The organism is Mycolicibacterium austroafricanum (assembly GCF_000612725.1).
In the GTDB taxonomy this organism is placed as follows: Bacteria; Actinomycetota; Actinomycetes; order Mycobacteriales; family Mycobacteriaceae; genus Mycobacterium; species Mycobacterium austroafricanum.
On sequence record NZ_HG964459.1, the window covers coordinates 43,846 to 69,557 of the forward strand.

The window sequence follows — 25,712 nt, forward strand, 5'->3', positions numbered from 1 at the left end:
AGGCTCAGCTCTTGTTGCGCTTGACCTGATTGAACGGAATTCCTTTGTCGGCGGCGAGTTCCCGGGGGAAGCCGAGGATGCGCTCACTGATGACGTTGCGCGCCATCTCCGACGATCCACCGCCCAGGGATCCGGTCTGGCGCGACAGATAACGCACCCCCACGTCCATCAGTCCGGTCAGGCCCGGCGCATCGTCGGAGCCCTCGTCGACTACGCCTGCCGTGCCGGCGATCGCCAACGCGGTGTCGACTTCGAGTTCGGTGGTCTCGGCGTGAAACAGCCGGATCAGCGTGCCCGCGTTCGGTGGCAGTGACCCGTTGCCGATGCTGCGGAATACGTGATCGATGAGCTGCTCCTTGACGATTCGACGCACCAGCGCCCGGCCGGCAAGGTCCTGCACCCTCGGGTCGCCGTCCTGCCCGGTGGCCCGGGCGAGGCCGACATGGTCGGGCGGCATCTCGCTGGCGTTCTCGGCGGCGGTGCCGCTGGCGAACTCCGAACCACCGCCGACGGCGCGGCGCTCGTGGTGAAGCTGCCGGGTGGCGACCTCCCAGCCCTTGTTGACCTCGCCCACCACCGCGTCGTCACCGAGCTCAAGGCCGTCGAAGAATTCCTCGCAGAACTCCTCGTTGCCGTTGACCTCTTTGATGCGGCGCATGGTGATACCCGGCGCGTTCAGCGGCACCAGGAACATCGTCAGGCCTTCGTGTTTGGGCACGGTCCAGTCGGTACGCGCCAGCAAGAGCCCGTAGTCGGCGGCGAAAGCGCTGGTGCTCCAGGTCTTGGCGCCGTTGATGATCCATTTGTCGCCGTTGCGCTCGGCGCGGGTGATCACCCCGGCGAGGTCGGACCCGCCGCTGGGCTCGGACAGCAGCTGGCACAGAATCTCGTCACCGCGGATCGCGGCCGAGATGCGGTCCCTCTTCTGGGCTTCGCTGCCCATGTCCAGAATGGTCGCCGCGCAGATGGTGAAGGTCGGGACGTTGAGGATCAGGGGCATCTCGTAGCAGCGGCATTCGGCGTTGAACGCCTTCTGGTACGCGTGGTCCAGTCCGAGTCCGCCGTACTCGCGCGGGAAACAGATGCCGGCGAAACCGCCCTCGTACAACCGCTTCTGCAGCTCCTTGGCCCGGTCCCAGGAGGACTGCTCGGCGCGGACCGAGAACGGCGGGTCGTCGGGGTCGATGGACGGCATGTTCTCGGCCAGCCAGGTCCGCGCGCGGGCGGCGAAATCGGCGACCGACTCGGTGGTCTCGGTGGACGTCATGGTGTCGGTCATGCGTTCGCCTCCGTCTCACTGCTGAGCGCGTACACGGCGCGGTGGTGGTCCTCCGGGGAGCCGAACATCGCCCGGTACAGCGCCACCCGGCGCAGAAACAGGTGCAGGTCGTGCTCCCAGGTGACACCGATACCGCCGTGCAACTGCACACAGTCCTGCAGCATCACCGGTGCACGTTCTGCCACATAGGCTTTGGCGACGCTGACCAGTTTCGGCGCGTCGGGGGAGCGGTCGGCCACCGCGCGGACGGCGCCCGCGGTGGTGGCCCGCGCGGCCTCGAACCACATCTTCATGTCGGCGGCGCGGTGTTTGAGCGCCTGATACGACGCCAGCGGGCGGCCGAAGCTGTGCCGGTCGAACAACCACTGATTGGTCATCGCGAGGACCGCATCGAGGACGCCGACGATCTCGGCGCACTGCAGCACCAGCGCGATCTGGCGCTGCCGCTCGACGATGTCCGGAGTCTGCTCGGCGGTTCCCACTGCCGCGGATTCGCCGACCTCGACGCCGTCGAATCGCACCCGGGCGTAGCGCTTGACGAGGTCGACCGAGTCCTGAGCCGTCACCGTGACGCCCGGAATGTCCGTCGGCACCAGGAACTGTCGGACGGCGCCGTCGAGTTCGGCGACCACCAGCACGGCACCGCAGTCGGCGCCGGCCTCCACCCGGTCCTTGACGCCGTCGAGGCGGTAGCCGCCGTCGGTGCGGGTGGCCTTCGTCGCGGCGAGTAGCGGTGCGAACGGCCGGGCGGGCTCGTATACCGCCCACGACGCGACAAGCTCGCCGGAAACGAGCGCCTCGATGGTCTGTTCATGCCCGCCGGGCGCCTCGACGAGTCCGGCCAGCACGATGCTGACCGGGTGCAGCGGGCCTGGCGCGACGGTGTGGCCGATCTGCTCGGCCACCATCGCCAGATCCGCAACCCCGTCCCCGGAGACGCTTCCACCGCCGAGTTCTTCAGGTACCAGCAGGCTGGCCCAGCCCAGTTCGGCCGCGCGCTGCCACCATTCCGGCTGAAACGAGACACCGGATGCGTGCAGCCCGCGGACATGGGTCAGGGAGGCCTGCTTCTCCAGGAAGGTCTGGGTGGTAGAGGCGAACAGCAGCTGTTCCGGATTGGCGGTTGTCATGAAATAGGTTCAGCCTCTTCGATGTCGTTGGTCTCAGGCGATGACGAGGGCGGGCACGTCGGGTTTGTAGACCACCTTGTTCTCGACCCTGAACAGGTCGACCATGTTCTTGCCCATCACCTTTCGCACCCCCTCCTGGTCGAGGCCGTGCGCCTCCAGGTCGGCGACCAGGTTGATGGGATCAGCCAGACCTTCGGGGTGCGGCCAGTCGGACCCGAAGATCACCCGGTCGATGCCGCACAGGTCGGCCATCTTCTTGAAGTCGTCCTCCCAGAACGGTGCCACGTACACACAGCGCCGGAACGCCTCGATTGGGTCCTCCGGAAACTCCTGCGGCATCTTCGAATACACGTCCTTGAACTGATAGAACAGGTAGGGCACCCACGACGCGCCGTTCTCGATGGACAGGATGCGTAGATCCGGGTTGCGGGTGAACGCGCCGTGGCAGACCAGCGCGGCCATGGTGTCCTCGATCGGGCGCTTGCCCATCGCCACCATCCGGAACGCCGTCGGGCGGAACGGCAGGAATTCGTCCGCCGGCTCCCAGTCGTTGAGGTACTGGGCATAGCCGCTGTCGGAGGCGTGCATCGCCACCGGGATGCCGGCCTTGACGCAGGCATCCCAGAACGGGTCGAACTCCTCGGTGCCGAACGAGCGGGTGCCGCGGAACCCGGGCACGGGGGCAGGTCGCACCAGCACCGTCTTGGCGCCACGCTCGAGGCACCACTCCAGTTCCTCGAGAGCACGGTCGACGATCGGCAGCGTGATCACCGGCGTCGAGAAGATCCGGCCCTCGTAGTCGAACTGCCATGTCTCGTACATCCATTCGTTGAGCGCATGGATGATGTCGTGGATCAACTCCGGGTCGTCTTTGAGCCGCTCCTCGACCAACGAGGCCAGGGTCGGGAACATCAGGGTGTAGTCCAGGCCGAGACCGTCCATCACCTCGAGGCGGGCCTCGGGGTTGCGGAAGGCGGGAATCGCCTTCATCGGCTTGCCCATCACCTCACGGAAGCTCTTGCCGCCGCTGCCGTGGCGGAAATACTCCTCCTGGGCGCCGGGCCGGGCGACCACCTCGAAGGTCGGGTTCGGGATGTAGTCGCTGATGTGGTTGCGCACCATGATCTTGGTGCGGCCGTGAACGTCGATGTAGTCGATCACGCCCTTGCGCTTGTCCGGGAGGAACTTGGTCAGCGCTTCCTTGGGTTCGTAGAAGTGGTTGTCGGCATCGAATACCGGATACTCGAGGATGCGTGACGGCATGATGTGGGCTCCTGACATGACGTATTTGCATATAACGGTAATGGTATTACCGCGTGGATGGTAATGACATTACCACGCACCGGTGTAACGATGCCAGGGCCGTGGCAAGAGTCTTTTGCCAGTTCAGGGCGTTAGCCCGTGAGACCGCGCACGCAGAACGTGTGCACGTGATCCCCGACGATGGGTACGCCGTTGAGCTCGGCGCCCAGGTCGCGCAGGCGCAATGCCCCGAGCACGGTGTGCATCAGGATCGCGGCGTCGGTGTTGACGTCCAGATCGGCCCGGAACGTGCCCTCGTCGATGCCGCGACGAAGAATGTCGGCGACCAGTCGGTGCAGCGGAGCGAGCACCTTGGCGAACTCCTTCGGCCTGGTCTCCAGCAGATGGTCGTTGTAGTAGGTCAGGCCGCGATTGATGCTGTCCTGTGTGCTGGATTCGGCCGGGGCGCTGATGCGTTCGATCAGCAGACGCAGGGCGTCATCACTGGTCATCCGGTCGGTCTCGGCGCGCCAGCGTTCGGTCGCGTCGACCATGACCCTCTCGACGAGGGCCAGCAGCAGTTCGTCCTTGGTGGCGAAGTGCTGATAGAACGCCCTCAACGAGGTCTTGGATCGCTCGACGACCTCAAGGACGGTGAAGTCGGTCCGGCCGGTCTCGCCGAGGATGTCCAGCGCGGAGCGCATGAAACGGCTGGCGCGGGACTCCTGTTGGGCGCCATCCCGCTGTGCCGTGGGACTCGGCTGAGCTTTCGCGGACATGGTAATGACGTTACCGCTTTCGGCGAACCTCGGTTACTGTTCCACCGACGGTCACCTAACGGAGGGGTTGTGCAGATGACGACAGAATCGGCGCAGACGGCGGGATCGGTGCAGTGGACGGTCCAGGGGCTGCTCGACCTGTTCGACGCAGAGCCCGCGGGCGAGGACACTTTCACTGCGCAGACCGGCCCCGCCGGCGAGGACGAGCGTCAGGTGGTCGAGGGCACGCAGGTGCTGGCACAGTCGATTGTCGCTGCCGCCAAGCGATTTCCCGACAAGTCGATACGGTCGGTGTATTCGGTGTTCGCCAGGGCGGTGATGGTCGGTGCCGGGCCGGTCGAGCTGGAGATCGACGTGATCAGCGAAGGCCGCTCCACCGCGTCGGCGGTCGTCACCGCCAAGCAGAACGGCAAGCGGTGCATCACCACGACGGTGCTCGCCGACGTGCCCACCGACGACGTGATCCGGCACCACCTCCCCAAGCCGGACGTGGCGGGGCCCGCAGAGGCGAACGCGTCGCCGATGCCGATGGCCGGGCGGGAGCTCCGCCTGGTCGACGTGGTCGACGTGAACAGCCCCGACGAGGTCGGCCCGCCGGAGCTTTACGCGTGGCTGCACTACGACCCGATCCCGTCGCGCGATGACCTGGCCAAGGCGCTCATCGCGTATTTCACTGGCCACCTTGGTATTTCGACGACGATGCGGGCGCACGAGGGCATCGGGACCGCGCAGGCCCACCTCACCGTCTCGACCGCCCCGATGACGGTGTCGGTCAGTTTCCACGAGCCGGTGCGCTGGGACGGCTGGCTGCTGTACAGCCACGAGAGCACGCAGGTGGGCGCCGGGATGTCCTACGTGCGTGGAACGGTGCACACCGAGGAGGGTGAGCTCATCGCGTCGTTCACCCAGGATGCGCTGATCCGGCCACTGCGTACCACCGACACCTCTATCAAGCACCAGTCCCGGCTGTAGCCGAGCTAGTTCGCGATGTGACATAAGCCCCTGTTCGGCCGTGGTGGCAGTTCCTAGGTTGAGTCCTCATGACGGACCATTTCTGCTCCGCGTGCGGCAAGTCCGTCGAGCCGGGGACGCACTTCTGCCCGTACTGCGCGCATCCGGTCGACGGGGGTGCCGCGCAGCAGTCGCCGGCGCTAGCTGCTGGCGGCCCTGACCGGCGCAAGACGCGAAACCTCCTGTTCGCCGGGATCGCGGTGCTCGTGGTGGTCGGCCTTGCGATCGGCCTCACCCTGTTTCTCACCCGCTCTTCGCAGAAGACCGGGGAACTCTTCCTCGAATCCGCGATGTCGACCGGTGTCAACCCGTTCACCGACTCGACGGCCGCGGGGACGGGCACCTCGACGACAATCACCACCAGCGCCCCGACGACGACAGCCGCCACCCCGACCAGCTCCTTCGAAGGCCAGACCGTGGTCGGCACCGTCGAGGCGAACACCGCCGGCCTTTACGGCGGCACCCTCAACGAGGCGTCATGTGACCGCGAGCGGCAGATCGCATTCCTGCAGGCCAATCCGGATAAGGCGGCCGCGTTCGCCGGCGTCCTCGGCATCGGGACGGACCAGATCCCCGAATACCTTCGCGGGCTCACCCCGGTCGTGCTGCGCCACGACACCCGGGTGACCAATCACGGCTTTGTCGACGGCGCCGCGACCGGGTTTCAGTCCGTTCTGCAGGCGGGCACGGCCGTGCTCGTCGACCAATACGGCATCCCCCGGGTGCGGTGCATGTGCGGCAACCCGTTACGGCCGCCCGACGCCATCGAAGGCGACGTGCGCTACCGGGGACAGACCTGGCCGGGTTTCGAACTCGAACAGACGGTCGTGGTGCACAACGAGACCGATATCGACATCGACCTCTTCATCCTCGTCGACCTGTTGACCGGCGACTGGTTTGACCGGCCCACCGGGACCGACGGGTCCGAGGACAGACCACATGACGGCGGTGGCGGCACCACAGGCGGCGGGGGCCCCGCCTTCTGCGCCGACACGTACGAGGGCGCGGTGAACCGACTGCTGGGCTTCCGCCGTGACAACGACCGTGCGGGCGCCGCCCTGTGCGGTTCGCCCGTGGCCATCGACTATCTGTGGCGCCTGTCCGACTCTTTCGCCGGCACCCTGGCGATCGAAAGCTGTGAAGCGGGCAACAAGGGAATGCTGCCCGCCAACATCCAGGGCTATGCGTGCACGATGTCGAACAACGCGATCTTCGTGGCGGAATTGGTCCCACAAGGTCCGACGAACTGGATCGTCACCTTCGTGGTGCTGGTCGACGGCCGTGGTCCGACGACCGGACCTCCGACGGCCACCGAACCCGAGTGCGGGTCCTCAGGCGAGTCGTTCAGCCCGACGACCCCCGAGGAGCGACTGCTCGTCGACTACTTCCGCGCGCTGAACGACGGGTATTACGCGACCGCGTGGGGACTGATGGGCGAAGGTCTGCGGTCACGCTACGGGTCGGAACAGGCCTTTGCCGACCTGATGTCGCGGCACGTGAGCTGTGTGCGGGTACTCGACATCGGGTCGCGCGGTGACGGTGTCTACGCAGTGCGGTTGGCGGCGCAGTACCGCACTCCGTTCCCCGCCGGCAGCGGCGAGCTTCAGCCGTTCTGGACCGTGGTCGGGGGCCGGATCGTCGATGCCGCGACCGGGCCCTAAAACGCTATGCCGCAGTCGTATTCGACCAGCGGCTGATCGCGTTCGTCGACGATCGCGTGGTCGGAGCGATTGATCGTCAACGTACGGCGGTAGAAGCCACCCCATTTGGTGAACACCAGCATGGTGACCTTCGCCGTGGTGTCGTCGAGCACCACCGAGGGCTCGGGATCGACGATCGCCCGGGCGGCCTGCTTCTGGGCGTCGGTTATCGGTCGGCCGGGGCCCCCGTCCTCCAGTGAGCGGATCACGTCCTCGATATCGTCGCTGCTGCACACCACCTGCCAATCGTTGTAGTTGGCGTGCCAGTCCAGATAGAACTGGTTGGCCGATTGGGCCAGAATGGCGTATTCCAGATAACCCTGGGCGCTGTCCTGCGGCGTGATGAAACTCAGATAGTCCGGTTGGTCCGGGGCGGCTTGGTACTCGCTTTCGTCGGCGTACGGCTGCTGAACGGCCGGGCGGGCGTAGAGCAGCGGGTAACCGCCCATCCCATCCTGGTGGTACACGTAATCCAGCGTGTAGCCGTCTCTCATCGCGACGTGGGGCAGGGCGCCGAGAACCCGGTTCGCGTCGAACTCACCACCGCGTTTGCCGGGATTGCGCTCCGAGAAGTGCGGCGGGAACGGCAGATTGTCGTACATACCGTCAATCGCCGATGTCACCTGACGGCACCCCAGATCCGGCGCCTCGGCGCGGACGGGGCTGTCGTGATGGCAGGCCACCAGGGCCGCGGTGAGCGCGGAGACCGCAACGGCGCGGCAGGTCCTGTTCATGCTCGCTCCCATGGTGACGGGGACGTCAGTCTAGTCCTCGGCGGCTTCCAGCAATGCCGACTGCAGCACATCCAGCGGCAGGCCGCCCAGATCCAGTGCCCTGCTGTGAAAATCCTTCAGCGGCGCCCCACGGGCGACCATGTCGTCGCGCAACTGCTGCCAGATCCGCTGGCCGATCGCGTACGACGGCGCCTGCCCCGGCCATCCGAGGTAGCGGTCCAGTTCGAAGCGCAGATTCTCCTCGGCCATCGCGCTGTGCGACTGCAGGAACGTCCAGGCCCGGTCGGCATCCCAGACGCCGCCGTCGGGTGCGACCAGCCCGCAGTGCACGCCGATGTCGATGACCACGCGGGCCGCCCGGAATCGTTGGGCGTCAAGCATTCCCATTCTGTTGCCGGCGTCTTCGAGCCATCCCAGCTCCGCCATCAGGCGTTCGGCGTAGAGCGCCCAGCCTTCACCGTGGCCGGACACCCAGCAACCCAACCGGCGCCAGCGGTTGAGCTGATCGGCCAGCACCACCGCGCGACCGATCTGCAGGTGGTGCCCCGGGACGCCTTCGTGGAACACCGTGGTGGTCTCCTGCCAGGTGTGGAACGTGGTGACGCCGCGGGGCACCGACCACCACATCCGTCCGGGGCGGGACAGGTCCTCCGAGGGGCCGGTGTAGTAGATCCCGCCGGTGTGGGTCGGTGCGATCCGGCACTCCAACCGGCGCAACGGCTCGGCGATGTCGAAGTGCTTGTCGGCCAACGCATCGACGGCGCGGTCGGACAACTCCTGCATCCAGTGCTGCAGCGCGTCGGTGCCGTGGAGCAGGTACCGCGGCTCGCCGTCGAGCCTGCGCAGCGCCTCGGCCGCCGACGCGCCCGGATAGAGACGATCGGCGATCGCATCCTGTTCGGCCACGATGCTGTCCAGCTGGCTCAGCGCCCAGTGGTAGGCCTCGTCGAGATCGACAGTGGCGCCGAGGAAGAACCGCGACATGACGGTGTACGCCGCGCGCCCGCACCCGTCGGTGTCGCGTGCGTGCGGGCCGATCTCGTCCCTGAGTACGGTGCCCAGCGAGGCGTACGCGGTGGCCGCGTCCTCGGCATGCCGGTGCAGTTGCGCCTGCAGCGTGGGATTGTCCGGCACGGCGCCGTCCACCAAGCTGAGGAACAGTTCGGCGTTCTGGCCCGCCTGCTGGATGCCGCGCCGGACCTGTCTGGCCGCCGGTGCTGCTCCTTTCACGGCGGAAGCGCGCAGTGCGTCGGCATAGCCCGCGACCCGCCGCGGGATCTGCGCCAGCCTGCGGTCGATGGTGGCCCAATCGTCCTCGGTGTCGGTGGGCATCAGGTCGAACACATCGCGCATCGTCTGCAGCGGCGAGGCGATCACGTTCAGCTCACCGAGATCGAGGCCGCCGTCGTGCATCTCCAAAAGCACGCCGAGACGTTCGCGCATCGCCGCGACGGTCACCACGTCGACAGCGTCGGCGGGATCGGTGTCGTCGAGGTCGCGCAGCGCCGCGCGGGCGGCGTCGGCGCGCTCCTTGACCCCGTCGGGGGAGTAGTCGGTGATCTGGTCGTCGTAGCCGGCGATACCGGATTCCGTTGCCGCGCAGGGGTCGAGGGCCGCTGAGATCTCCAGGTAGCGCTCGGCGACGGCGTCGACGGCCGTGGTCGCCCTAGCCAAGGTTGTTGGTGGCGAAAGTGTCGCACCGCGCCGGGTCGCCGGTCTGGTACCCGGTGGTGAACCACTTCTGCCGCTGTGTCGAAGACCCGTGCGTCCACGACTCGGGGCTGACCCGGCCCGTCGCCGCCTCCTGGATCCGGTCGTCGCCGACTGCCGAGGCGGCCGACAGGGCGTCGGCGATGTCCTTGTCGCTCAACGGTTCCAGGAATGGCACGTCGGTGCCCTCCTGTTTGGTGATCGACGCATAGTGCGCCCAGATCCCGGCGTAGCAGTCGGCCTGCAGTTCGGTGCGCACACCGCCGCCGGTGGGACCGGTCGGATCCTGTTGGGCGCGTCCGAGCACGCCTTCGAGGTTCTGAATGTGGTGACCGAACTCGTGGGCGACCACGTACTCCTCGGCGAGCGGTCCGCCGCTGGACCCGAACTGGGTCTTCAGCACGTCGAAGAAGCCGGTGTCGAAGTAGGCGGTCTTGTCGACGGGGCAGTAGAACGGCCCGACGTCGCTGCTGGCGAAGCCGCATCCCTCGGTTTCGACTCCACTGGTGAACAGTTCGATCTGTGGCCGGGCGTAGCCGGGCATCAACTGCTCCCACACCCCGTCGAGGGAATTGCCGGTCGCCACCACCCGGCACTGGACGATTTCGTTGGCGTCCTTGCCGGTTTGGCACTGGCTCAGGTCGAAGCCCGGTGCCTCCACCCCCTGGGTGTCCATCGGGGGTTGCTGCGGCAGCACCGTGCTGGGGTCGACGCCGAGGAACAACGCCACCACCACGATCAGCAGGCCGCCGAGGCCACCTCCGACGGCGATGCCGCGGCCGGGACCGCGGCCACCGCCGCTGCTGGTCGATGTGGTGCTGGTGTCGATCCGCATGCCTTCGTTGAAGGTCATCGCGCCACCTCCGTCTGATTCGGCCGGCCACCTGACACCGGTGCCGGTCCAGCTTCGCACACTACGATTTGACTCGTGGCCGTCGTCGCCGGAGAGCCCGCCGTGCTGAGTACCCCGTCAGGCGACCTGCGTGGTGAGGTCGAGGCGGGCATCGGGGTGTGGCGGGGAATCCCCTACGCCGAACAGCCGACGGGGCAGCGTCGCTTCCTGGCCCCTGAGCCCATGGCGCCGTGGCCGGGCGTGCGCGAGGCGCGCGAACACGGGCCGTTGCCACCGCAGTCGAAGTCCTTCGTGGGCGGCGGACGCGACGATCCGAAGGTGCGCGACGAAGCCTGCCTGACGCTGACCGTGTGGTCGCCGGACACCGCGGCCTCGTTGCCGGTGATGGTGTGGATCCCCGGCGGCGCCTTCGTGTACGGCGCCGGGCAGTTCCAGCTGTACAACGGCTCCCGGCTGGCGGCCAACGGCGACGTCGTCGTCGTCAACGTCACCTACCGGATCGGGGTGTTCGGGGGGTTGGAGCTGAGCGATCTCGGCGACGGGTTCGACGACAACCTGGCCCTGCGTGACCAGATCGCGGCGCTGCGCTGGGTGCGCGACAACATCTCCGCGTTCGGCGGTGATCCCGGTCGGGTGACGGTGTTCGGCGAGTCCGCAGGAGCGACGTCGGTGCTGGCCCTGATGGCCGCCCCGTCGGCGCAGCGCCTTTTTCACCGGGCCATCGCGCAGAGCCCGGCGCTGCCGCTGGTCGCCGACCGCGAGTACCGCGCCGCCAACGCCCACGAGTTCCTGCGCCGTCTGGGCGTCGGTGCAGGCGAGGTGAAGGCGCTGCCGCAGCGTCAGCTGCGCCGTGCCGCCGGCATCCTGCAGCTCAAGAGCGCCGCGAACACGCCGACGCTGGCCTACGGGCTCACATACGGCACCGAGCTGCTGCCGCAGCATCCGGTGGCGGCCGCACGTGAGGGCCGGACTTCGGGTGTGCCGTTGATCATCGGCACCAACAGCCATGAGGCCTCGATGTTCGCGTGGACCAAGCCGCCGATGCTGCCGACCACGAAAGCCTCCATCGACGGGTACTTCCAGCGTGTCGCACCCGACGCCAAACAGCTTGTGCTGCAGGCATACCCGGGATATCCCAGGCGCAGCGCGCTGGTTGCGCTCGGCTCGGATGCCATGTTCGGCGGACCTACCTGGGCATTCGCCGATGCCTACAGCGCGCAGGCGCCTACCCGGATGTACCGTTTCGACCATTTCGGGTGGAGCCTGCGCATGCTCGGGCTCGGCGCGACGCACGGCAGCGAGATCGTGCACATCCATCACAGCTACGAGTCGTTCGTCGGGCGCAAGCTGCACCCGCTGGGCCGGCGCATCCAGCCCGGTGTCGGGCGCCGGATGCAGCGGGCCTGGCTGGACTTCGCCCGTGGCAGCGAGGACGTCGACGACGAGCACTGGCCGCTCTACGAGACAGGGGAGCGGCTGACCCGGCTGATCGCATCGACCCGCGACGTGATGGCGTCCGACCCCGACCGGGACCGGAGGCAGGCCTGGGCGGCCGTGTACTAGAGGATCAGCGGGCGCGCCACTTCGGTGTGCGCTTCTCCCGCCACGCCGCAATGCCTTCGGCCACGTCCTCCGTGGCGCCTGCGACTTTGCGCATCGTCTCCCCGAAGCGCACGGATTCGATCCACCCCATGTTCGCCGTGCGCGACGCCACCTCTTTGGTCGCGCGTTGCGCCAGCGGCGCCGCCTCGGTGAGCGTCCGCGCCCACGACTGCGCCTCCGATTGCAGCCGATCCGGCTCGACCAGCCGCCACACCAAACCGATCTCCTTGGCGCGCTCGGCGGTGATGGGCCTGCCCGTCAGCAGCAATTCCATGGCATCGGCCCACCGCACCCGCTCCGGGAGCCGAATCGCCCCGACGATGGTGGGCACCCCGAGCGACACCTCCGGATACGCAAAACTGGCCTCCGTGCTGGCAATGACGAAGTCGCAGAACAGAACCCCGGTCAGTCCGTAGCCGATACACGGTCCGTGGACGGCAGCGATCGTCGGCTTGAACAGCTCCATCCCGCTCTCGAACGAATTGATCGTCGGCTTCTCCCAGAACGTGCCACCGAAGGTGCCTACGGAGCCCTCGCCGTCCTTGAGGTCGCCACCGGCGCAGAAGACGTCACCGTTGGCGGTCAGGATGCCGACCCAGGCATCCTCGTCGTCACGGAACCGGTTCCATGCCGCGTTGAGGTCCCGCCGTAGCGCGCCGTTGATGGCGTTGCGCGCATCCGGGCGGTTGAGGGTGATCGTGGCGACGTGGTCGTCCAACTCGTAGGTGACGAGGCTCATTGCTGGACCCTAACGCCGTCGCGGCGCACACAGACTCCGCGCCGATGTCGAGAATGCCGTGACGGCTCCGTCCCAGGGATGAGCGACCAACTAGCGTCGCCAATCAGGAGGGAGAAATTCATGGCGAAGTACCTGTTCCTCAAGCACTACCGGGGTGCGCCGGCGGCAGTCAACGACGTACCGATGGATCGGTGGACGCCCGCGGAGATCGAGGCGCACGTCCGGTACATGGAGGACTTCGCGGACCGCCTCAGGGACAGCGGCGAGTTCGTCGCCAGCCAGGCTCTGGCGGCCGAGGGCGCCTGGGTTCGGTCCGACGGCGACGGTAAGCCACCGATCACCGACGGACCGTTCGCGGAGACCAAGGACCTGATCGCCGGCTTCATGATCGTCGACGTCGACTCCTACGAGCGCGCCGTCGAACTGGCCGGTGAGCTGTCGGCGGCGCCCGGAGCGGGCGGGCGGCCGATCCACGAGTGGCTTGAAGTGCGCCCGCTCATGACCGCATCGGGGACTCTTCACGAGTGAGCACGGCGGTGGACGAGACGGCGCTGCGGGACCTGATTCCCGGTGTCCTCGCTGCCCTTGTCCATCGCGGTGCCGACTTCGCGACCGCCGAGGACGCGGTTCAGGAGGCGTTGATCCGCGCGGTGCAGACGTGGCCGCGACGGCACCCCGACGACCCCAGGGGCTGGCTGATCACCACCGCGTGGCGGCGCTTCGTCGACCTGGTCCGCGCCGACGCCGCGCGGCGCGACCGGGAACTCAAGAGCTTCGATGAGCCGCCGCCCGGACCGGCCGAGCACGCCGACGACACGCTGTACCTCTATTTTCTGTGCGCGCATCCCAGCCTGACCCCGTCCTCGGCCGTCGCGCTGACGCTGCGGGCCGTCGGCGGTCTGACCACCCGCCAGATCGCGCAGGCCTATCTGGTACCGGAATCGACGATGGCGCAACGCATCAGCCGCGCGAAGCGCACGGTCAGCGACGTGCGGCTGGACCGGCCGGGCGACGTGCGCACCGTGCTGCGCGTGCTGTACCTGGTGTTCAACGAGGGCTACAGCGGCGACGTCGACCTGGCAGCCGAGGCGATCCGGCTGGCCAGGCAGCTCGCCGCGGTCGTCGACGACCCGGAGGTTTCAGGGCTGCTCGCGTTGTTCCTGCTTTATCACGCCAGACGCCCGGCCCGGATGCGGGGCGACGGCAGCCTGGTGCCGCTCGCCGAGCAGAACCGCGGGCTGTGGCGGACCGATCTCATCGCCGAGGGGGTTACCGTCCTGCAGGCCGCGCTCGCACGTGACCGGCTGGGCGAATATCAGGCGCAAGCCGCGATCGCGGCACTGCACGCGGACGCGCAGACGGCCGAGGAGACCGACTGGGTGCAGATCGTCGAGTGGTACGACGAGCTCGTCCGGCTCACCGACAGTCCCGTGGTGCGGCTCAACCGCGCGGTCGCCGTCGGCGAGGCCGACGGACCGCGGGCCGGGCTGACCGCGCTCGCCAATCTCGACCCGACGCTTCCGCGCTACACCGCCTCGAAGGCCTACCTGTGTGAAAAAGCCGGTGACACCGAGGCGGCCGCAGCGCTTTACGCAGAAGCCGCGGCGCAGGCGTACAACGTCGCGGAGCGCAACCACCTCACGCTGCGGGCGGCGACGCTGCGCCAGGCGCTTCCGCACGACAGCGACTGAACCTCGGTGCTGCCCAGGCCGGTCGGCGACAACGCCGCGCAGGCCCGGCATCCGACACACCAGATAGCTGGGATTCCGGCGCCGACGGATCGACGGTTTGATTCGGTCATACCGGTGGGCCCGACGGATTTCCTGCCAAGGGGCGGTCAATTTCTGCCAGCTGAAATGAAGCCGCTGAAGTGCAGGTTTAACCGATCAGAACACCACAACAGACCACCACCGAAGAGAGAAGCACGATCATGAAGAACGTCACCATCGCCACCGCTTTCGCCGCCGGCCTGGGCGCCGCCGTGCTCGGTCTGGCCGCCCCCGCCGTTGCCGCCCCCACCGGTGGCAATGCCGACGCGACGATCAGCCAGCTGGAGGCCCAGGGCCACCGTGTCGTGGTCAACCGGCTCTCCGGTACCCCGCTGAGCCAGGCCAGCGTCGTCGGCATCCACAAGGGCGGCGACATCCGCTCCACCGTCCGCGACGACTTCAACGACCGGACCTACCAGAACACTGTCACCGGCAGCCTCTACTACGTCGACGTCAAGTAAGCGCCAGACCGCCACGGGGCCACCTCCCATCAGGAGGTGGCCCTGTCGCTGAGCGCACGCCCTTGCCGAGATTGCATCCATGGAGTGGAAAAGACCGCGTGGAATGCAAAAGTCAGCGCGTGGCGAACCGCTCGTCGGTGTAGCGGCGCAGGTTGTGCAGGAAGCGCTGGAACAGCCACCCCATCACGGGCTTTCCGGCGGCCAGCCCGAACCGTCCGGCCGGCCCGTTGGGTTTGAGCGCCATGATCCAGGTGAGGTGGCAGCCGCCGGCGGTGGGCACCACGTGGTAGTCCTCGGCGAAGGCCGAGATGCTCCCGGTGCTCGACTCGTTGAAGCGGAAAGCCATGCGGGTGAACGGTTCCCACGCCAGGAACTCCTCGGCCCCGGTGATCCCGCCGCGCATGTCGACCGTGCGGGTGGTTCCGACACCGCGCGGTTCGGGGCTGGTCCAGGTGACCTTGGTGATCACGCTGGCCCAGTGCGGCCACGACGTCTCATCGGCGAGTACCTCGAAGAGCTGTTCCGGCGTGATGGCCAGGTCGACGGTGCTTACGAAGCGGTACGGGGCGGTGTCGACGAAGTCCAGACCGACGCGCTCACACGGGTGCATGACCATACACAGTAGGTCATGGTGGTTGGTCGCGGGCGGAGGTGAACGGAGCCGGCAACCGTGCTCGCCGGGCTGCTGACCGGTCCCCACTAGACTGACCCGTTGACTATCCCCCGCGAACAGGAGTACTTCGTGCTGCGCACCCGCACCGCCGGTTCATTGCGCCCCGCCGATGCCGGTCAGACGGTGACGCTGGCCGGCTGGGTGGCGCGCCGTCGCGACCACGGCGGCGTCATCTTCATCGACCTGCGAGACGCTTCCGGCACCTCGCAGGTCGTGTTCCGGGAGGGCGAGGTGCTGGCCCAGGCCCACCGGCTGCGCTCGGAGTTCTGCGTCGCGGTCACCGGCGTCGTGGAGATACGCCCCGAAGGCAACGCCAACCCGGAGATCGCCACCGGCGAGGTGGAGGTCAGCGCGACATCGCTGACGGTACTGGGGGAGAGCGCCGCGCTGCCGTTCCAACTCGACGAGACCGCGGGCGAGGAAGCCCGGCTGAAGTACCGCTATCTCGATCTGCGCCGCGAGGTGCCAGGCAACGCAATCCGGTTGCGCTCCAAGGTGAACGCGGCCGCACGCAGTGTCCTTGCCGAGCACGATTTCGTCGAGATCGAGACACCCACGCTGACCCGCTCCACGCCCGAGGGGGCCCGCGACTTCCTGGTGCCCGCCCGCCTGCAGCCCGGTTCGTTCTACGCGTTGCCGCAGAGCCCGCAGCTGTTCAAGCAGCTGCTGATGGTGGCCGGCATGGAGCGGTACTACCAGATCGCGCGGTGCTACCGCGACGAGGACTTCCGCGCCGACCGGCAGCCGGAGTTCACCCAGCTGGACATGGAGATGAGCTTCGTCGACGCCGACGATGTGATCGCGGTCTCCGAGCAGATTCTCAAGGCGATCTGGGCGCTGATCGGCTACGACCTGCCCCTGCCGTTGCCGAGGATCAGCCACGCCGACGCGATGCGCCGATTCGGTTCCGACAAGCCCGACATGCGGTTCGGCCTGGAGCTCGTGGAGTGCACCGACTACTTCATGGACACCCCGTTCCGGGTGTTCCAGGCGCCCTACGTCGGCGCGGTGGTGATGCCCGGTGGGGCGTCGCAGCCGCGCCGCACCCTGGACGGGTGGCAGGAGTTCGCCAAGCAGCGCGGTCACAAGGGGCTGGCCTATGTGCTGGTCGGCGAGGACGGCGAGCTCGGCGGCCCGGTCGCCAAGAACCTGTCCGACGCCGAGCGGGACGGGCTGGCCGCCCACGTCGGCGCCAACCCCGGGGACTGTGTGTTCTTCTCCGCAGGCTCGGCGAAGGCGGCACGGGCGCTGCTGGGTGCCACCCGCATCGAGGTGGCCAAGCGTCTCGACCTGATCGATCCGTCGGCGTGGGCGTTCACGTGGGTGGTGGACTGGCCGCTGTTCGAGCCGGCCGACGACGCCACCGCGTCCGGGGACGTCGCCGTGGGCTCCGGGGCCTGGACGGCGGCGCACCACGCCTTCACCGCGCCGAAACCCGAGTCGGAGGCCACGTTCGACACCGACCCGGGATCGGCGATGGCCGACGCCTACGACATCGTCTGCAACGGCAACGAGATCGGCGGCGGGTCGATCCGTATCCACCGCAGCGACATCCAGGAACGGGTGTTCGCGATGATGGGCATCGACCACGACGAGGCCCGCGACAAGTTCGGATTCCTGTTGGACGCGTTCACCTTCGGCGCCCCGCCGCACGGCGGTATCGCGTTCGGCTGGGATCGGATCGTGGCGCTGCTCGCCGGGCTGGACTCGATCCGTGAGGTGATCGCGTTCCCGAAGTCCGGCGGCGGCGTCGACCCGCTGACCGACGCTCCCGCGCCGATCACCGCGCTGCAGCGTAAGGAATCCGGAATAGACGCCAAGCCGGAGAAGCTGGACAAGGCATGACCGAACTGGACAAGGACAAGCTCGTCGCCGACACCGCGGCGTTGGATGAATTCAACCGCAACATCGTCGAGGAATTCCGCGCCAACGGCGGCAAGGTCGGAGGCCCGTTCGAGGGCGCCACGTTGCTGCTGCTGCACACCACGGGAGCGAAGTCGGGGACCTCGCGGCTGTCACCGCTGGCCTACCTGACCATCGACGACAAAATGCTGATTGTCGGCTCCTACGCGGGCGCCCCGAAACATCCCGCCTGGGTGCACAACCTGCGCGCACACCGGAAGGCCTACATCGAGGTCGGCACCGACGCCTACGACGTCGACGTCCGCGAGCTGCCCGACGACGAGCGCGACGCGACGTACCCGAAGATCGTGGCGATCGCGCCGGTGTTCGCCGAGTACCAGGCCAAGACCGACCGGGCGATCCCGCTGTTCGAGCTGACCCGCGCCTGAACACCGCCGAAATTGCATTCCAGCAGGCGTTTTCTCGATCTTTCGCTGCTGGAATGCAATTTCGGCCGAGGGGTTTACAGGCGTTCGATGATGGTGGCGTTGGCCATGCCGCCGCCTTCGCACATCGTCTGCAGCGCGTAGCGCCCGTCGCGCTGCTCCAGCGCGTTGACGAGCGTGGTCATGATGCGCGCACCGCTGGCACCCAGCGGATGGCCGATCGCGATCGCGCCGCCGTGGACGTTGGTCCTCGCGAGATCTGCGCCGGTGTCTCTTGCCCACGCCAGCACCACCGGCGCGAACGCCTCGTTGACCTCGAACAGGTCGATGTCCGACAACGACAGCCCGGAGCGTGCCAGCACCTTCTCGGTCGCCGGGATCACGCCGGTCAGCATGTACAGCGGGTCGGAACCGACCGCGACCGTGGTGTGGATGCGTGCCAGCGGGCGCAGTCCCAGCCGCCGCGCCGCCGCACCGCTGGTGATCAGCACCGCGGCGCTGCCGTCCGACAGCGGTGACGAGTTACCGGGGGTGATGTTCCAGCCGATCTGTGGAAACCGCGCGCCGATCGCCTCGTTGTAGAACGCGGGCCGCAGCCCGGCCAGAGTCTCGACTGTCGTGTCGGGGCGGATGATCTCGTCGGTGGAAAGGCCTGCGATGGGTGCGAGCTCATGGTCGAAGAGCCCGTCCTTGGTGGCGCGCGCCGCCTTCTGGTGGCTCTCGGCCGAGAACTCGTCGAGTTGCGTGCGGGACAGGTTCCACTTGGCGGCGATCAGCTCGGCGCTGACGCCCTGGGCGACAAGGCCCTCGGGGTAGCGCTCGGCCATCCCTGTGCCGAACGGGTTGCTGCCCGGCAGCACCGAGGATCCCATCGGGACCCGGCTCATCGACTCCACACCCGCTGCGATCACGATGTCGTAGGCGCCGGCCAGAACGCCCTGGGCGGCGAAGCTGATGGCCTGCTGGCTGCTGCCGCACTGGCGGTCGACGGTGGTGCCCGGCACGCTTTCCGGGAATCCGGCGCCCAGCAGCGCGTTGCGCGCGATGTTGACGGCCTGGTCGCCGACCTGGGTGACGGCACCGGCGATGACGTCGTCGACCTCGGCGGGGTCCACCCCGGCGCGGGTGACGACCTCGCGCAGGCTGTGCGCCAGCAGGTCTGCGGGGAGCACGTCATGCAGGGCGCCGTTGGCTTTGCCCTTGCCGACGGGGGTTCGCACCGCCGCCACGATGACGGCATCCCGATCCGTATATCCGGTCATTGTTCCTCCTGACGCTCACCGCTGAGTATCTTGGTATGAACCCAGATATAGCACCTGGGTATAGTCAGAACAACTCAGAAGGGGATGGGATTCCCATGCCGGTGCTGCAGGGCCCGCTGGTCGACCGCGACGCCTGGTCGGCAGTTGGTGAGTGCCCGATCGAGAAGACGATGGCCGTTGCCGGGCAGAAGTCGGCGATGCTGATCATGCGTGAGGCTTATTACGGCACCACGCGCTTCGATGACTTCGCCAAGCGGGTCGGTATCACCAAGGCGGCGACGTCGGCGCGGCTGAGCGAACTGGTGGAGGCGGGCTTGTTGACCAAGCAGCCCTACCGCGAACCCGGACAGCGGGCGCGTGACGAGTACGTGCTCACCCAGGCCGGCGTCGACTTCATGCCCGTGGTGTGGGCGATGTTCGAATGGGGCCGCAGTCACCTGCCCAACAACGGCAGGCTGCGCTTGACGCATGTGCCGTGTGGCGCGGACGCGCATGTCGAAATTGTCTGCGACAACGGGCATTCCGTCCCACTCGAGGAGCTCGGAATGCGACTGGTGCCGCAGAAGCGCCCGGAATCCGGCTGACGCCAACATCGGCCGCGGTACTCCCCGGCGCCGGTGTGGCGCAGGGGAGCACCGGGACGCCGTCACCGCTGTGCGCGGAACTCCTTGGCGGCTCCCATCAGGGCCTCCACCCTGGACTTCTCGACGGCATTGGCGAACAGCCCGTCCTTCTTGAAGTAGGTGCCGACTACCGCACCGTCGGCCACACTGAGTTGGGCTGCGACGTTCTCGGCGCGCACTCCGGTGTTGACGAACACCGGCACCTCGCCCGCGGCCGCCTTCACGATCCGCAACGCCTCGGTGTCGGTGGGAGCGCCCGCCGTCGCGCCCGACACGCAGATCGCGTCGGGCAGCGTCGCGAAGACGGTGGTGCGGGTGATCGACGCCAGGTCGCGATCGGCAAGGTACTGGGCCGACTCCGGGACGATGTTGAACAACAGCTTCACGTCGGCACCGCCTACCCGCGCCCGGTGCCGGGCCACCTCGCCCACGTTGGTGTCCCACAACCCGAAGTCGCTGGCGTACACCCCGGTGAAGATCTCGCGGACCCACTTGGCTCCGGTGGCCACGGCCAGGTCGATCGACGCGCGGCCGTCCCACAGCACGTTGACCCCGAAGGGCACCGAGATGTCGGGGAGCAGTTCGCCGATGATCCGGGCCATCGTGATCGCGGTGATCGGTTCGGTCTTGGTCAGGTACGGCAGGCTGAACTCGTTGCTGATCATGACCCCGTCGACACCGCCGCCCTGCAGCGCCTCCAATTCGGTGCGGGCACGGCTGACGACGGCCGCGATGCCGCCCGCGGAGTCGTAGCCGGGATCGCCGGGCAGAGCGGACAGATGGAGCATGGCGATGACGGGTTTCGCAACGCCGAAGACCTCGTCGAGCCAGTTGGTGGTCACTGAAATGCCTTTCTTCTGTATCGGGTGAATCGGTGAGCCGCCTGCCGGCTCAGTCCATGTAGGCGCCGCCGTTGACGGCGAGCGCTTCGCCGGTGATGAAACGGGCGTCGTCGGAGAGCAGGAAGGCCACGGCGCGGGCGACGTCGTCGGCCTGCTCAAGGCGACCCAGCGGCGTGTCGGCGATCATCATGGCGCGGACACCGTCGGGGGTGGTGCCACGCAGCTCGGCCTCCCACTGCAATTCCCTTGACTGCATGGGGGTTTCGACAAAGCCAGGGCACACGCAGTTGACTGTGATGCCATGCTCGCCGAGTTCGTAGGCCATCGCCTGGGTCAACCCGACCACCCCGAATTTCGAGGCGACGTAGTCCGACAGGAACGGCACCCGGCCCTGCTTGCCCGCCATCGAGGCGGTGTTCACGATCATCCCGGGAATGCCGGCGCGCACCATCTCCCGCGCCGCGGCCTGCCCGCACACGAACACGCCCTTGAGATTCACGTCCATGGTCTGCTCGTAGCGCTCGATGGGGGCGTCGAGGAAGCGGTGCATGAACGAGATGCCGGCGTTGCTCACCCACGCGTCGAGCCCGAGCCGCTCCGAGACGTCGGATGCCACGGCGGCCGCGTTCTCGGGGGAGGTGACGTCCAGTTGTGCGGATTCATGGCCTGCGGGCGGATTCGGCAGTGCCGCTGCGACCTCGCTTGCGGCGGCGGCATTGACGTCGGTGACCACCACCCGCCAATTTCGTTGCGCCAGTGTGTTGGCGATCGCTCGTCCGATACCGGATCCCGCGCCGGTCACCACAACAGTTCTCGTCATCTGTAGCTCTCGTTTCCTATCTGTTTCATTCAGCCGGAAAGACGGCTGCCGGTGGCGGGGTCGAAGAAGTGGGTGGCGCCGGGGCGGACGGCCAGGTCGACGGGCGTGCCTTCGGTGATGCCCGAAAGGCGGGAGGTCTCCACCACACTGGTGAGTTCGGTGCCGCGGGCGTCGATCGTGACGATGGCCCGGGGGCCCAGATGTTCGATGAGGATCACCCGTGCCGCCCCGTCGCCGTCGGAGACCGTGGGCAGCAGGTCGTCGGGCCGGACGCCGAGCGTCACAGGTCCGCCGGCGGCCGTCTGATCGACGGTCAGGGCGAAACCGTCGCCCACCGTGAACGTCGTGCCGGAAACCGCTCCGTCGATCAGGTTCATCTTCGGGCTGCCGACGAAGGCCGCGACGAAAGTGTCTGCGGGACGGGCATACACCTCCTGGGGAGTGCCCTGCTGGGCGATCCGGCCGTCCCGCATCACGACCATGCGGTCCGACAGGGTCATGGCCTCTTCCTGGTCGTGCGTGACGTACACCGATGTGATGCCGAGCCGCCGCTGGATCTGCAGCAGTTCGGTCCGTGTCTCGACCCGCAACTTGGCGTCGAGGTTGCTCAGCGGTTCGTCGAACAGGAATACCGAGGGCTCCCGGATGATCGCCCGGCCGATCGCGACGCGCTGCTGCTGACCACCGCTGAGGTCTTTGGGCTTGCGGTCCAACAGCTTCGCCAGCCCTAGCGACTCGGCGATGGTCGCCGCCCGGGTGAGCGCCTCGCGACGCGGCGTCTTGGTCGCGCGCAGCGGGAACGCGATGTTCTCCGCGACCGTCAGGTGCGGATAGAGCGCGTAGTTCTGGAACACCATCGCGATGTCGCGGTCCCGGGGCTGCAGGTGGGTGACATCGCGGGCGCCGATGGTGATGCTGCCGGAGGTGACCGTCTCCAGACCGGCCAGCATCCGAAGCGACGTCGACTTGCCGCACCCGGAGGGGCCGACGAGCACCGTGAAGGACCCGTCGGGCAGCTCGAGGTCGAGATCGCTGACGACCGAGGTGGTTCCGTACGCCTTGTTGACGCCGGAGAAGCGAACCGTTGCCATAGTGCGAAAAACCTATCTGTGCCTAGAACTTCACCGCGCCGCCGCTGATGCCCTGCACCAGCTTGCGCTGGATGAAGAAGCTCGCGATGACGACGGGGACGACCGCGATGAGGATCGCCGCGCTCATCGAGCCGATCTGCACCCCGCGGAATGTGTTGAAACCTGCGATGGCCACCGGCAGGATCGCCGCCTTGCCCGGAGCCAGGATGAGCCCGTAGAACAGATCGTTCCACGACAGCGTGAAACCGAAGATGGCTGCGGCGCCGATACCCGGATAGACCTGCGGCAGAACCACCAGCCGGAACGCCGTGAACCGGGTGAGGCCGTCCACCTGGGCCTGCTCCTCCAGCGAGCGGGGCACAGCCTCGAAGAAGCCGATCAGGAACCAGGTCACCACGGGCAGAACGAAACTGAGGTGCGAGAAGATCACCGGGATCAGCGTGTCGGTCAGCCGCAGCGCGTAGGCCATGGTCAAGAACGGGAACACCAGCACGGCCGGCGGCAGCACCTGCGCGGCGAGCATGCCGAACCTGGTGAGGGTGCCGCCGGCCCGGTAGCGGGCGATGGCGTAGGCGCCCATGCTGCCGACGACCACGCTGATGCCGACGGTGACCAGCGCCACCAGCGCGCTGCGTCCGGCGGCCCCGAGGATTCCCGAGCTCAGCACGTTCTGCCAGCTGGCGAAGTTCGGCGTGAACGCGATCAGGAACGGATCGTTGAGTTGCTCTGGCGTTTTCAAGCTCGCCAGCGCGATCCAGACGATGGGGAAGAGCACCGAGATGCCCGCAGCCCAGAGCAGGGTCACCCGCAACACGGTGACCACCGAGGAACGGGTCATCGCGATTTCGTCCTCTCCATCCGGCGGAACGCGATCACGATCACGGCGAGCACGACAACCAGCACGATGAACGCCATCGAGGATGCGGAGCCGAGCCGGAAGAACTGGATACCGGTCTGGTAGATGAAGTACTGCAGTGTCTCGGTTTCGGTGCCCGGACCGCCGCGGGTGGTGGCGAACACGTACTCGAACACCTTCATGGCGTCCAGGCATCGCAACAGGATCGCCACCACGAGCACGGGCGCCAGCAGGGGCAGCGTGACGCGCCGCAGCACGTAGAGGCCACTCGCTCCGTCCAGACGGGCCGCGTCGAGCGGTTCCTTGGGAATCGACTCCAGCCCGGCCAGCAGCAGCAGCACCATGAACGGCGTCCACTGCCACACGTCGATGAACGCGAGGGTGAACAGGGCGCGGCCGGGGCCGAAGAAGTCGTACTCGATTCCGATCGCGTCCAGCATCGCCGGGATCGCCCCGAGTTGGTCGTTGAGCAGGAACCGGAAGGTCAACCCGACCGCGATCGGGGTGATGAACATCGGAGCCAGCAGCATCGAGCGGGTGAGATCCTTTGCCCAACGCTGCTTCTGCAGCGCGAGCGCGATGGCCAGCCCGATCACCAGCTCGAGGCCGACGGCCACCAGCACATAGAGCGCGGTCGTGCCGAACGCACCCCAGAAGGCGCCGTCGGAGAACGCCGCGACGTAGTTGTCGGCGCCCACCAGGTTCGGCGCCCCGCGATCGGTCAGCTTGTAGTCGGTGACGCTCAGGTAGGCGGCGTAACCGAGGGGGAAACCGACCACCCCGACGAAGAGGGCGGCGAGGGGGGCGACCATACCGTGCTGAAATCTCAAAGAGGGCATCACGGTTGGTCTCGCTCCTTTCGTGGGGTGGTCGGTTTCCGGCTTCGGGGGAACGGCAGGGAAATGGCTAGCCTTGGATCTTCTCTGCCTCGGCCTGTGCGGCGGCCAGTGCGTCGTCGACGCTCTTCTTGCCGGCGACCGCTTCGTTGAGCTCGGTGCCGACTGCCTGGATCATCTCCTCACCGCTGGGCCCCTGGGTCAGCGGAGCCGCGTTGGCGAGCAGCTGCTCGACGGTCCGGTAGTACTCCTCGCCGAACTGTCCGCCCAGCACGGCCGGGTCCTGCAGTGTGCTCTGCCGGATCGCCGCGCCGCCCTTCTCGGTGCGCACGACATCGTTGGGCTTGGCGGTGATCCACGAGACGAACGCCCATGCCGCGTCGGGTGTGGCCGAATTGGCCGGGATCGCCCAGCTCCATGAGCCCAGCACCTGCTTGCCGCCGGGGATGGTGGCGAGCTTGATCTTGCCTGCGGCCGGCCCGGAGCCCGGTTCGTTGAGGGCGGGCAGCTGCCAGTTGTAGTTGATCATCGACGCGGCCTGGTTCGCCGACACCGAACGCTGCGCCTCGTCCATGCCCCAGCTCAGGCTGTTGGCCGGCGCGGCGGTGTTGTAGGTGTCGATGTAAGCCTCGAGTGCCCGCTTGGCTTCCGGCGTGTTCAGCGTGATCTTGCCGTCGGCGTCGTAGATCGATCCGCCCGCGGCGAACAGCCAGTTGCCCCACTCTTCGAAGATCTTGTAGCCACGCTGCGGCTGCATCGCGATGCCGGCCCGGTCGCCGCTCTTGAGCGCCTTGCTGGTGCTGACCAGCTCGTCAAGGGTCGTCGGCACCTGCTGGTTGGCGGCCGCGAGATCGTCGGCGTTGTAAAGGTATCCGAGCGCGTAGTTGTAGAACGGAACACCGTAGCGGGCTCCGTCGACAGTGGTGATGTCGGTGAGCGGCTTGAAGAAGTCGGCGGCGTCGTAGTCCGGGGTGCTGTCGATGCGGGCATCGAGGGGCTGCAGGAACTTCGCGTTGGCGAAGTCGACCATCCACGGGTTGTCGACGACGATCAGGTCGTAGGTGGGCGACGAGGACTGGAACGAGGACACCAGTTTGTCGCGCATCTGGTCGAACGTCAGCGACTCGATGTTGATCTCGACGCCCGGGTACTCCTTGTTGAAGTCGGCCACCATGGACTTGACGATGTCGGTGTCCGGCACGTTCTCCATCAGGATCCGCACGGTGCCCGAGACGTCGGTGGAGACCTCGCCGGTGCCGGTGGCTTCGGCTTGTTCGGGCCCGCCGCTGCCTGCGCACCCGGTCAACACCAGGGCCAGGACGGCGACCAGTGCCATCACGGCGGAGAACGCGGTGCCTGGGCGCCCGCTTCTCCGCCCCGAAGTGGGCCATTGCGTGATTCTCATTGGCTGA

Annotated in this window: 25 protein-coding genes; 9 read left to right on the forward strand and 16 right to left on the reverse strand. The window is 67.5% G+C overall.

All coding sequences use genetic code 11. The features are described from left to right. Positions 1–4: 4 nt before the first annotated feature. From BN976_RS27885 to BN976_RS27900, 4 genes are all read right to left on the reverse strand, one after another. A complete protein-coding gene (locus tag BN976_RS27885) occupies positions 5–1,279 on the reverse strand; it encodes an acyl-CoA dehydrogenase family protein (RefSeq protein WP_036376078.1) in 1,275 nt (424 codons plus the stop codon). Then, positions 1,276–2,409, reverse strand: a complete 1,134-nt coding sequence (locus BN976_RS27890) for an acyl-CoA dehydrogenase family protein (protein WP_011779818.1) — start codon at positions 2,407–2,409, stop codon at positions 1,276–1,278. Before BN976_RS27890 ends, BN976_RS27885 begins: the two co-directional genes overlap by 4 nt. Before the next feature lie 33 nt (positions 2,410–2,442). Beyond that, entirely contained in the window at positions 2,443–3,672 is a 1,230-nt protein-coding gene (locus BN976_RS27895) for an amidohydrolase family protein (protein ID WP_036376081.1), read from the reverse strand. Positions 3,673–3,803: 131 nt separating this feature from the next. Next, positions 3,804–4,430 (reverse strand): TetR/AcrR family transcriptional regulator, encoded by a 627-nt coding sequence (locus BN976_RS27900; protein WP_036376084.1) that lies wholly within the window; start codon positions 4,428–4,430, stop codon positions 3,804–3,806. Positions 4,431–4,505: 75 nt separating this feature from the next. Here BN976_RS27900 and BN976_RS27905 point away from each other — a divergent pair, with 75 nt between their 5' ends. Both BN976_RS27905 and BN976_RS32185 read left to right on the forward strand, forming a co-directional pair. After that, positions 4,506–5,402 (forward strand): acyl-CoA thioesterase, encoded by an 897-nt coding sequence (locus tag BN976_RS27905; RefSeq protein ID WP_011779821.1) that lies wholly within the window; start codon positions 4,506–4,508, stop codon positions 5,400–5,402. 68 nt (positions 5,403–5,470) lie between these two features. Beyond that, positions 5,471–7,102, forward strand: a complete 1,632-nt coding sequence (locus BN976_RS32185) for a DUF6777 domain-containing protein (protein WP_051558585.1) — start codon at positions 5,471–5,473, stop codon at positions 7,100–7,102. Here the strand turns inward: BN976_RS32185 and BN976_RS27915 are convergent. The 3 genes from BN976_RS27915 to ypfJ are packed head-to-tail and all read right to left on the reverse strand — an operon-like array spanning position 7,099 to position 10,438. Then, on the reverse strand, positions 7,099–7,875 hold the full coding sequence (locus tag BN976_RS27915) for a hypothetical protein (RefSeq protein WP_036376087.1): 777 nt from the start codon (positions 7,873–7,875) through the stop codon (positions 7,099–7,101). The two genes, BN976_RS32185 and BN976_RS27915, sit on opposite strands and share 4 nt — an antisense overlap. Positions 7,876–7,905: 30 nt before the next feature. Further along, positions 7,906–9,549, reverse strand: a complete 1,644-nt coding sequence (locus BN976_RS27920) for a DUF885 domain-containing protein (protein ID WP_036376090.1) — start codon at positions 9,547–9,549, stop codon at positions 7,906–7,908. After that, positions 9,542–10,438, reverse strand: coding sequence for a KPN_02809 family neutral zinc metallopeptidase (gene ypfJ / locus BN976_RS27925; RefSeq protein ID WP_036376264.1), 897 nt, complete (start codon positions 10,436–10,438; stop codon positions 9,542–9,544). The genes BN976_RS27920 and ypfJ overlap by 8 nt, the downstream gene beginning before the upstream one ends. 75 nt (positions 10,439–10,513) lie before the next feature. Between ypfJ and BN976_RS27930 the strand changes: the two genes are divergently transcribed. After that, the gene (locus BN976_RS27930; RefSeq protein ID WP_036376093.1) at positions 10,514–12,001 is read left to right on the forward strand and encodes a carboxylesterase/lipase family protein; all 1,488 of its coding nucleotides are present in this window, start codon (positions 10,514–10,516) and stop codon (positions 11,999–12,001) included. 4 nt (positions 12,002–12,005) lie between these two features. Here BN976_RS27930 and BN976_RS27935 read toward each other — a convergent pair whose 3' ends face one another. Beyond that, positions 12,006–12,779: an enoyl-CoA hydratase/isomerase family protein gene (locus BN976_RS27935; protein WP_011779827.1), complete on the reverse strand. Its 774-nt coding sequence runs from the start codon at positions 12,777–12,779 to the stop codon at positions 12,006–12,008. Positions 12,780–12,899: 120 nt separating this feature from the next. Between BN976_RS27935 and BN976_RS27940 the strand changes: the two genes are divergently transcribed. The 3 genes from BN976_RS27940 (at position 12,900) to BN976_RS27950 (ending at position 15,009) form a co-directional block, all read left to right on the forward strand. Then, the gene (locus BN976_RS27940; RefSeq protein WP_011779828.1) at positions 12,900–13,307 is read left to right on the forward strand and encodes a YciI family protein; all 408 of its coding nucleotides are present in this window, start codon (positions 12,900–12,902) and stop codon (positions 13,305–13,307) included. An 8-nt stretch (positions 13,308–13,315) separates the two neighbouring features. Next, positions 13,316–14,470, forward strand: coding sequence for an RNA polymerase sigma factor (locus tag BN976_RS27945; RefSeq protein WP_036376267.1), 1,155 nt, complete (start codon positions 13,316–13,318; stop codon positions 14,468–14,470). A 239-nt stretch (positions 14,471–14,709) separates the two neighbouring features. Then, the gene (locus BN976_RS27950; RefSeq protein WP_011779830.1) at positions 14,710–15,009 is read left to right on the forward strand and encodes a hypothetical protein; all 300 of its coding nucleotides are present in this window, start codon (positions 14,710–14,712) and stop codon (positions 15,007–15,009) included. A gap of 112 nt (positions 15,010–15,121) precedes the next feature. On the opposite strand, the gene BN976_RS27955 is transcribed toward BN976_RS27950, so the two are convergent. Continuing rightward, positions 15,122–15,625 (reverse strand): SRPBCC family protein, encoded by a 504-nt coding sequence (locus tag BN976_RS27955; RefSeq protein WP_036376096.1) that lies wholly within the window; start codon positions 15,623–15,625, stop codon positions 15,122–15,124. A 126-nt stretch (positions 15,626–15,751) separates the two neighbouring features. Here BN976_RS27955 and aspS point away from each other — a divergent pair, with 126 nt between their 5' ends. Then, on the forward strand, positions 15,752–17,527 hold the full coding sequence (gene aspS, locus BN976_RS27960) for an aspartate--tRNA ligase (protein WP_036376270.1): 1,776 nt from the start codon (positions 15,752–15,754) through the stop codon (positions 17,525–17,527). Next, positions 17,524–17,973 (forward strand): nitroreductase family deazaflavin-dependent oxidoreductase, encoded by a 450-nt coding sequence (locus tag BN976_RS27965; RefSeq protein ID WP_011779833.1) that lies wholly within the window; start codon positions 17,524–17,526, stop codon positions 17,971–17,973. Before aspS ends, BN976_RS27965 begins: the two co-directional genes overlap by 4 nt. A 74-nt stretch (positions 17,974–18,047) precedes the next feature. On the opposite strand, the gene BN976_RS27970 is transcribed toward BN976_RS27965, so the two are convergent. Then, entirely contained in the window at positions 18,048–19,232 is a 1,185-nt protein-coding gene (locus tag BN976_RS27970; protein ID WP_011779834.1) for a thiolase family protein, read from the reverse strand. Positions 19,233–19,327: 95 nt separating this feature from the next. On the opposite strand from BN976_RS27970, the gene BN976_RS27975 reads away from it, so the two are divergent. Continuing rightward, positions 19,328–19,816 carry a winged helix-turn-helix transcriptional regulator gene (locus BN976_RS27975; RefSeq protein ID WP_011779835.1) on the forward strand — a complete coding sequence of 163 codons (489 nt, stop codon included), beginning with the start codon at positions 19,328–19,330 and terminating at the stop codon, positions 19,814–19,816. A 62-nt stretch (positions 19,817–19,878) separates the two neighbouring features. On the opposite strand, the gene BN976_RS27980 is transcribed toward BN976_RS27975, so the two are convergent. The 6 genes from BN976_RS27980 to BN976_RS28005 all read right to left on the reverse strand — a co-directional run bounded on the left by BN976_RS27980 (position 19,879) and on the right by BN976_RS28005 (position 25,705). Beyond that, positions 19,879–20,697, reverse strand: a complete 819-nt coding sequence (locus BN976_RS27980; RefSeq protein ID WP_036376099.1) for a BtpA/SgcQ family protein — start codon at positions 20,695–20,697, stop codon at positions 19,879–19,881. Positions 20,698–20,746: 49 nt separating this feature from the next. After that, positions 20,747–21,517 carry an SDR family NAD(P)-dependent oxidoreductase gene (locus tag BN976_RS27985; protein ID WP_011779837.1) on the reverse strand — a complete coding sequence of 257 codons (771 nt, stop codon included), beginning with the start codon at positions 21,515–21,517 and terminating at the stop codon, positions 20,747–20,749. 29 nt (positions 21,518–21,546) lie between these two features. Beyond that, positions 21,547–22,608, reverse strand: a complete 1,062-nt coding sequence (locus BN976_RS27990) for an ABC transporter ATP-binding protein (RefSeq protein WP_011779838.1) — start codon at positions 22,606–22,608, stop codon at positions 21,547–21,549. Positions 22,609–22,630: 22 nt separating this feature from the next. After that, positions 22,631–23,446, reverse strand: a complete 816-nt coding sequence (locus BN976_RS27995; RefSeq protein WP_011779839.1) for a carbohydrate ABC transporter permease — start codon at positions 23,444–23,446, stop codon at positions 22,631–22,633. Then, complete coding sequence (locus BN976_RS28000; protein WP_036376273.1) at positions 23,443–24,294, reverse strand: carbohydrate ABC transporter permease; 852 nt, start codon at positions 24,292–24,294, stop codon at positions 23,443–23,445. The genes BN976_RS27995 and BN976_RS28000 overlap by 4 nt, the downstream gene beginning before the upstream one ends. 76 nt (positions 24,295–24,370) lie before the next feature. Then, complete coding sequence (locus BN976_RS28005; RefSeq protein WP_036376101.1) at positions 24,371–25,705, reverse strand: ABC transporter substrate-binding protein; 1,335 nt, start codon at positions 25,703–25,705, stop codon at positions 24,371–24,373. Positions 25,706–25,712 lie beyond the last annotated feature (7 nt).

What these genes read in the sequence shown, in the direction of transcription:
- BN976_RS27965 (WP_011779833.1), top strand. Translation starts at nt 17,524, where the DNA reads ATGACCGAACTGGACAAGGACAAGCTCGTCGCCGACACCGCGGCGTTG.
- BN976_RS27885 (WP_036376078.1), bottom strand. Translation starts at nt 1,279, where the DNA reads ATGACCGACACCATGACGTCCACCGAGACCACCGAGTCGGTCGCCGAT.
- BN976_RS27985 (WP_011779837.1), bottom strand. Translation starts at nt 21,517, where the DNA reads ATGACGAGAACTGTTGTGGTGACCGGCGCGGGATCCGGTATCGGACGA.
- BN976_RS27895 (WP_036376081.1), bottom strand. Translation starts at nt 3,672, where the DNA reads ATGCCGTCACGCATCCTCGAGTATCCGGTATTCGATGCCGACAACCAC.
- BN976_RS32185 (WP_051558585.1), top strand. Translation starts at nt 5,471, where the DNA reads ATGACGGACCATTTCTGCTCCGCGTGCGGCAAGTCCGTCGAGCCGGGG.
- BN976_RS27905 (WP_011779821.1), top strand. Translation starts at nt 4,506, where the DNA reads ATGACGACAGAATCGGCGCAGACGGCGGGATCGGTGCAGTGGACGGTC.
- BN976_RS27950 (WP_011779830.1), top strand. Translation starts at nt 14,710, where the DNA reads ATGAAGAACGTCACCATCGCCACCGCTTTCGCCGCCGGCCTGGGCGCC.
- BN976_RS27970 (WP_011779834.1), bottom strand. Translation starts at nt 19,232, where the DNA reads ATGACCGGATATACGGATCGGGATGCCGTCATCGTGGCGGCGGTGCGA.
- BN976_RS27990 (WP_011779838.1), bottom strand. Translation starts at nt 22,608, where the DNA reads ATGGCAACGGTTCGCTTCTCCGGCGTCAACAAGGCGTACGGAACCACC.
- BN976_RS27935 (WP_011779827.1), bottom strand. Translation starts at nt 12,779, where the DNA reads ATGAGCCTCGTCACCTACGAGTTGGACGACCACGTCGCCACGATCACC.
- BN976_RS27975 (WP_011779835.1), top strand. Translation starts at nt 19,328, where the DNA reads ATGCCGGTGCTGCAGGGCCCGCTGGTCGACCGCGACGCCTGGTCGGCA.
- BN976_RS27995 (WP_011779839.1), bottom strand. Translation starts at nt 23,446, where the DNA reads ATGACCCGTTCCTCGGTGGTCACCGTGTTGCGGGTGACCCTGCTCTGG.
- BN976_RS28005 (WP_036376101.1), bottom strand. Translation starts at nt 25,705, where the DNA reads ATGAGAATCACGCAATGGCCCACTTCGGGGCGGAGAAGCGGGCGCCCA.
- ypfJ (WP_036376264.1), bottom strand. Translation starts at nt 10,438, where the DNA reads ATGACCTTCAACGAAGGCATGCGGATCGACACCAGCACCACATCGACC.
- BN976_RS27890 (WP_011779818.1), bottom strand. Translation starts at nt 2,409, where the DNA reads ATGACAACCGCCAATCCGGAACAGCTGCTGTTCGCCTCTACCACCCAG.
- BN976_RS27955 (WP_036376096.1), bottom strand. Translation starts at nt 15,625, where the DNA reads ATGGTCATGCACCCGTGTGAGCGCGTCGGTCTGGACTTCGTCGACACC.
- BN976_RS27940 (WP_011779828.1), top strand. Translation starts at nt 12,900, where the DNA reads ATGGCGAAGTACCTGTTCCTCAAGCACTACCGGGGTGCGCCGGCGGCA.
- BN976_RS27915 (WP_036376087.1), bottom strand. Translation starts at nt 7,875, where the DNA reads ATGAACAGGACCTGCCGCGCCGTTGCGGTCTCCGCGCTCACCGCGGCC.
- BN976_RS27900 (WP_036376084.1), bottom strand. Translation starts at nt 4,430, where the DNA reads ATGTCCGCGAAAGCTCAGCCGAGTCCCACGGCACAGCGGGATGGCGCC.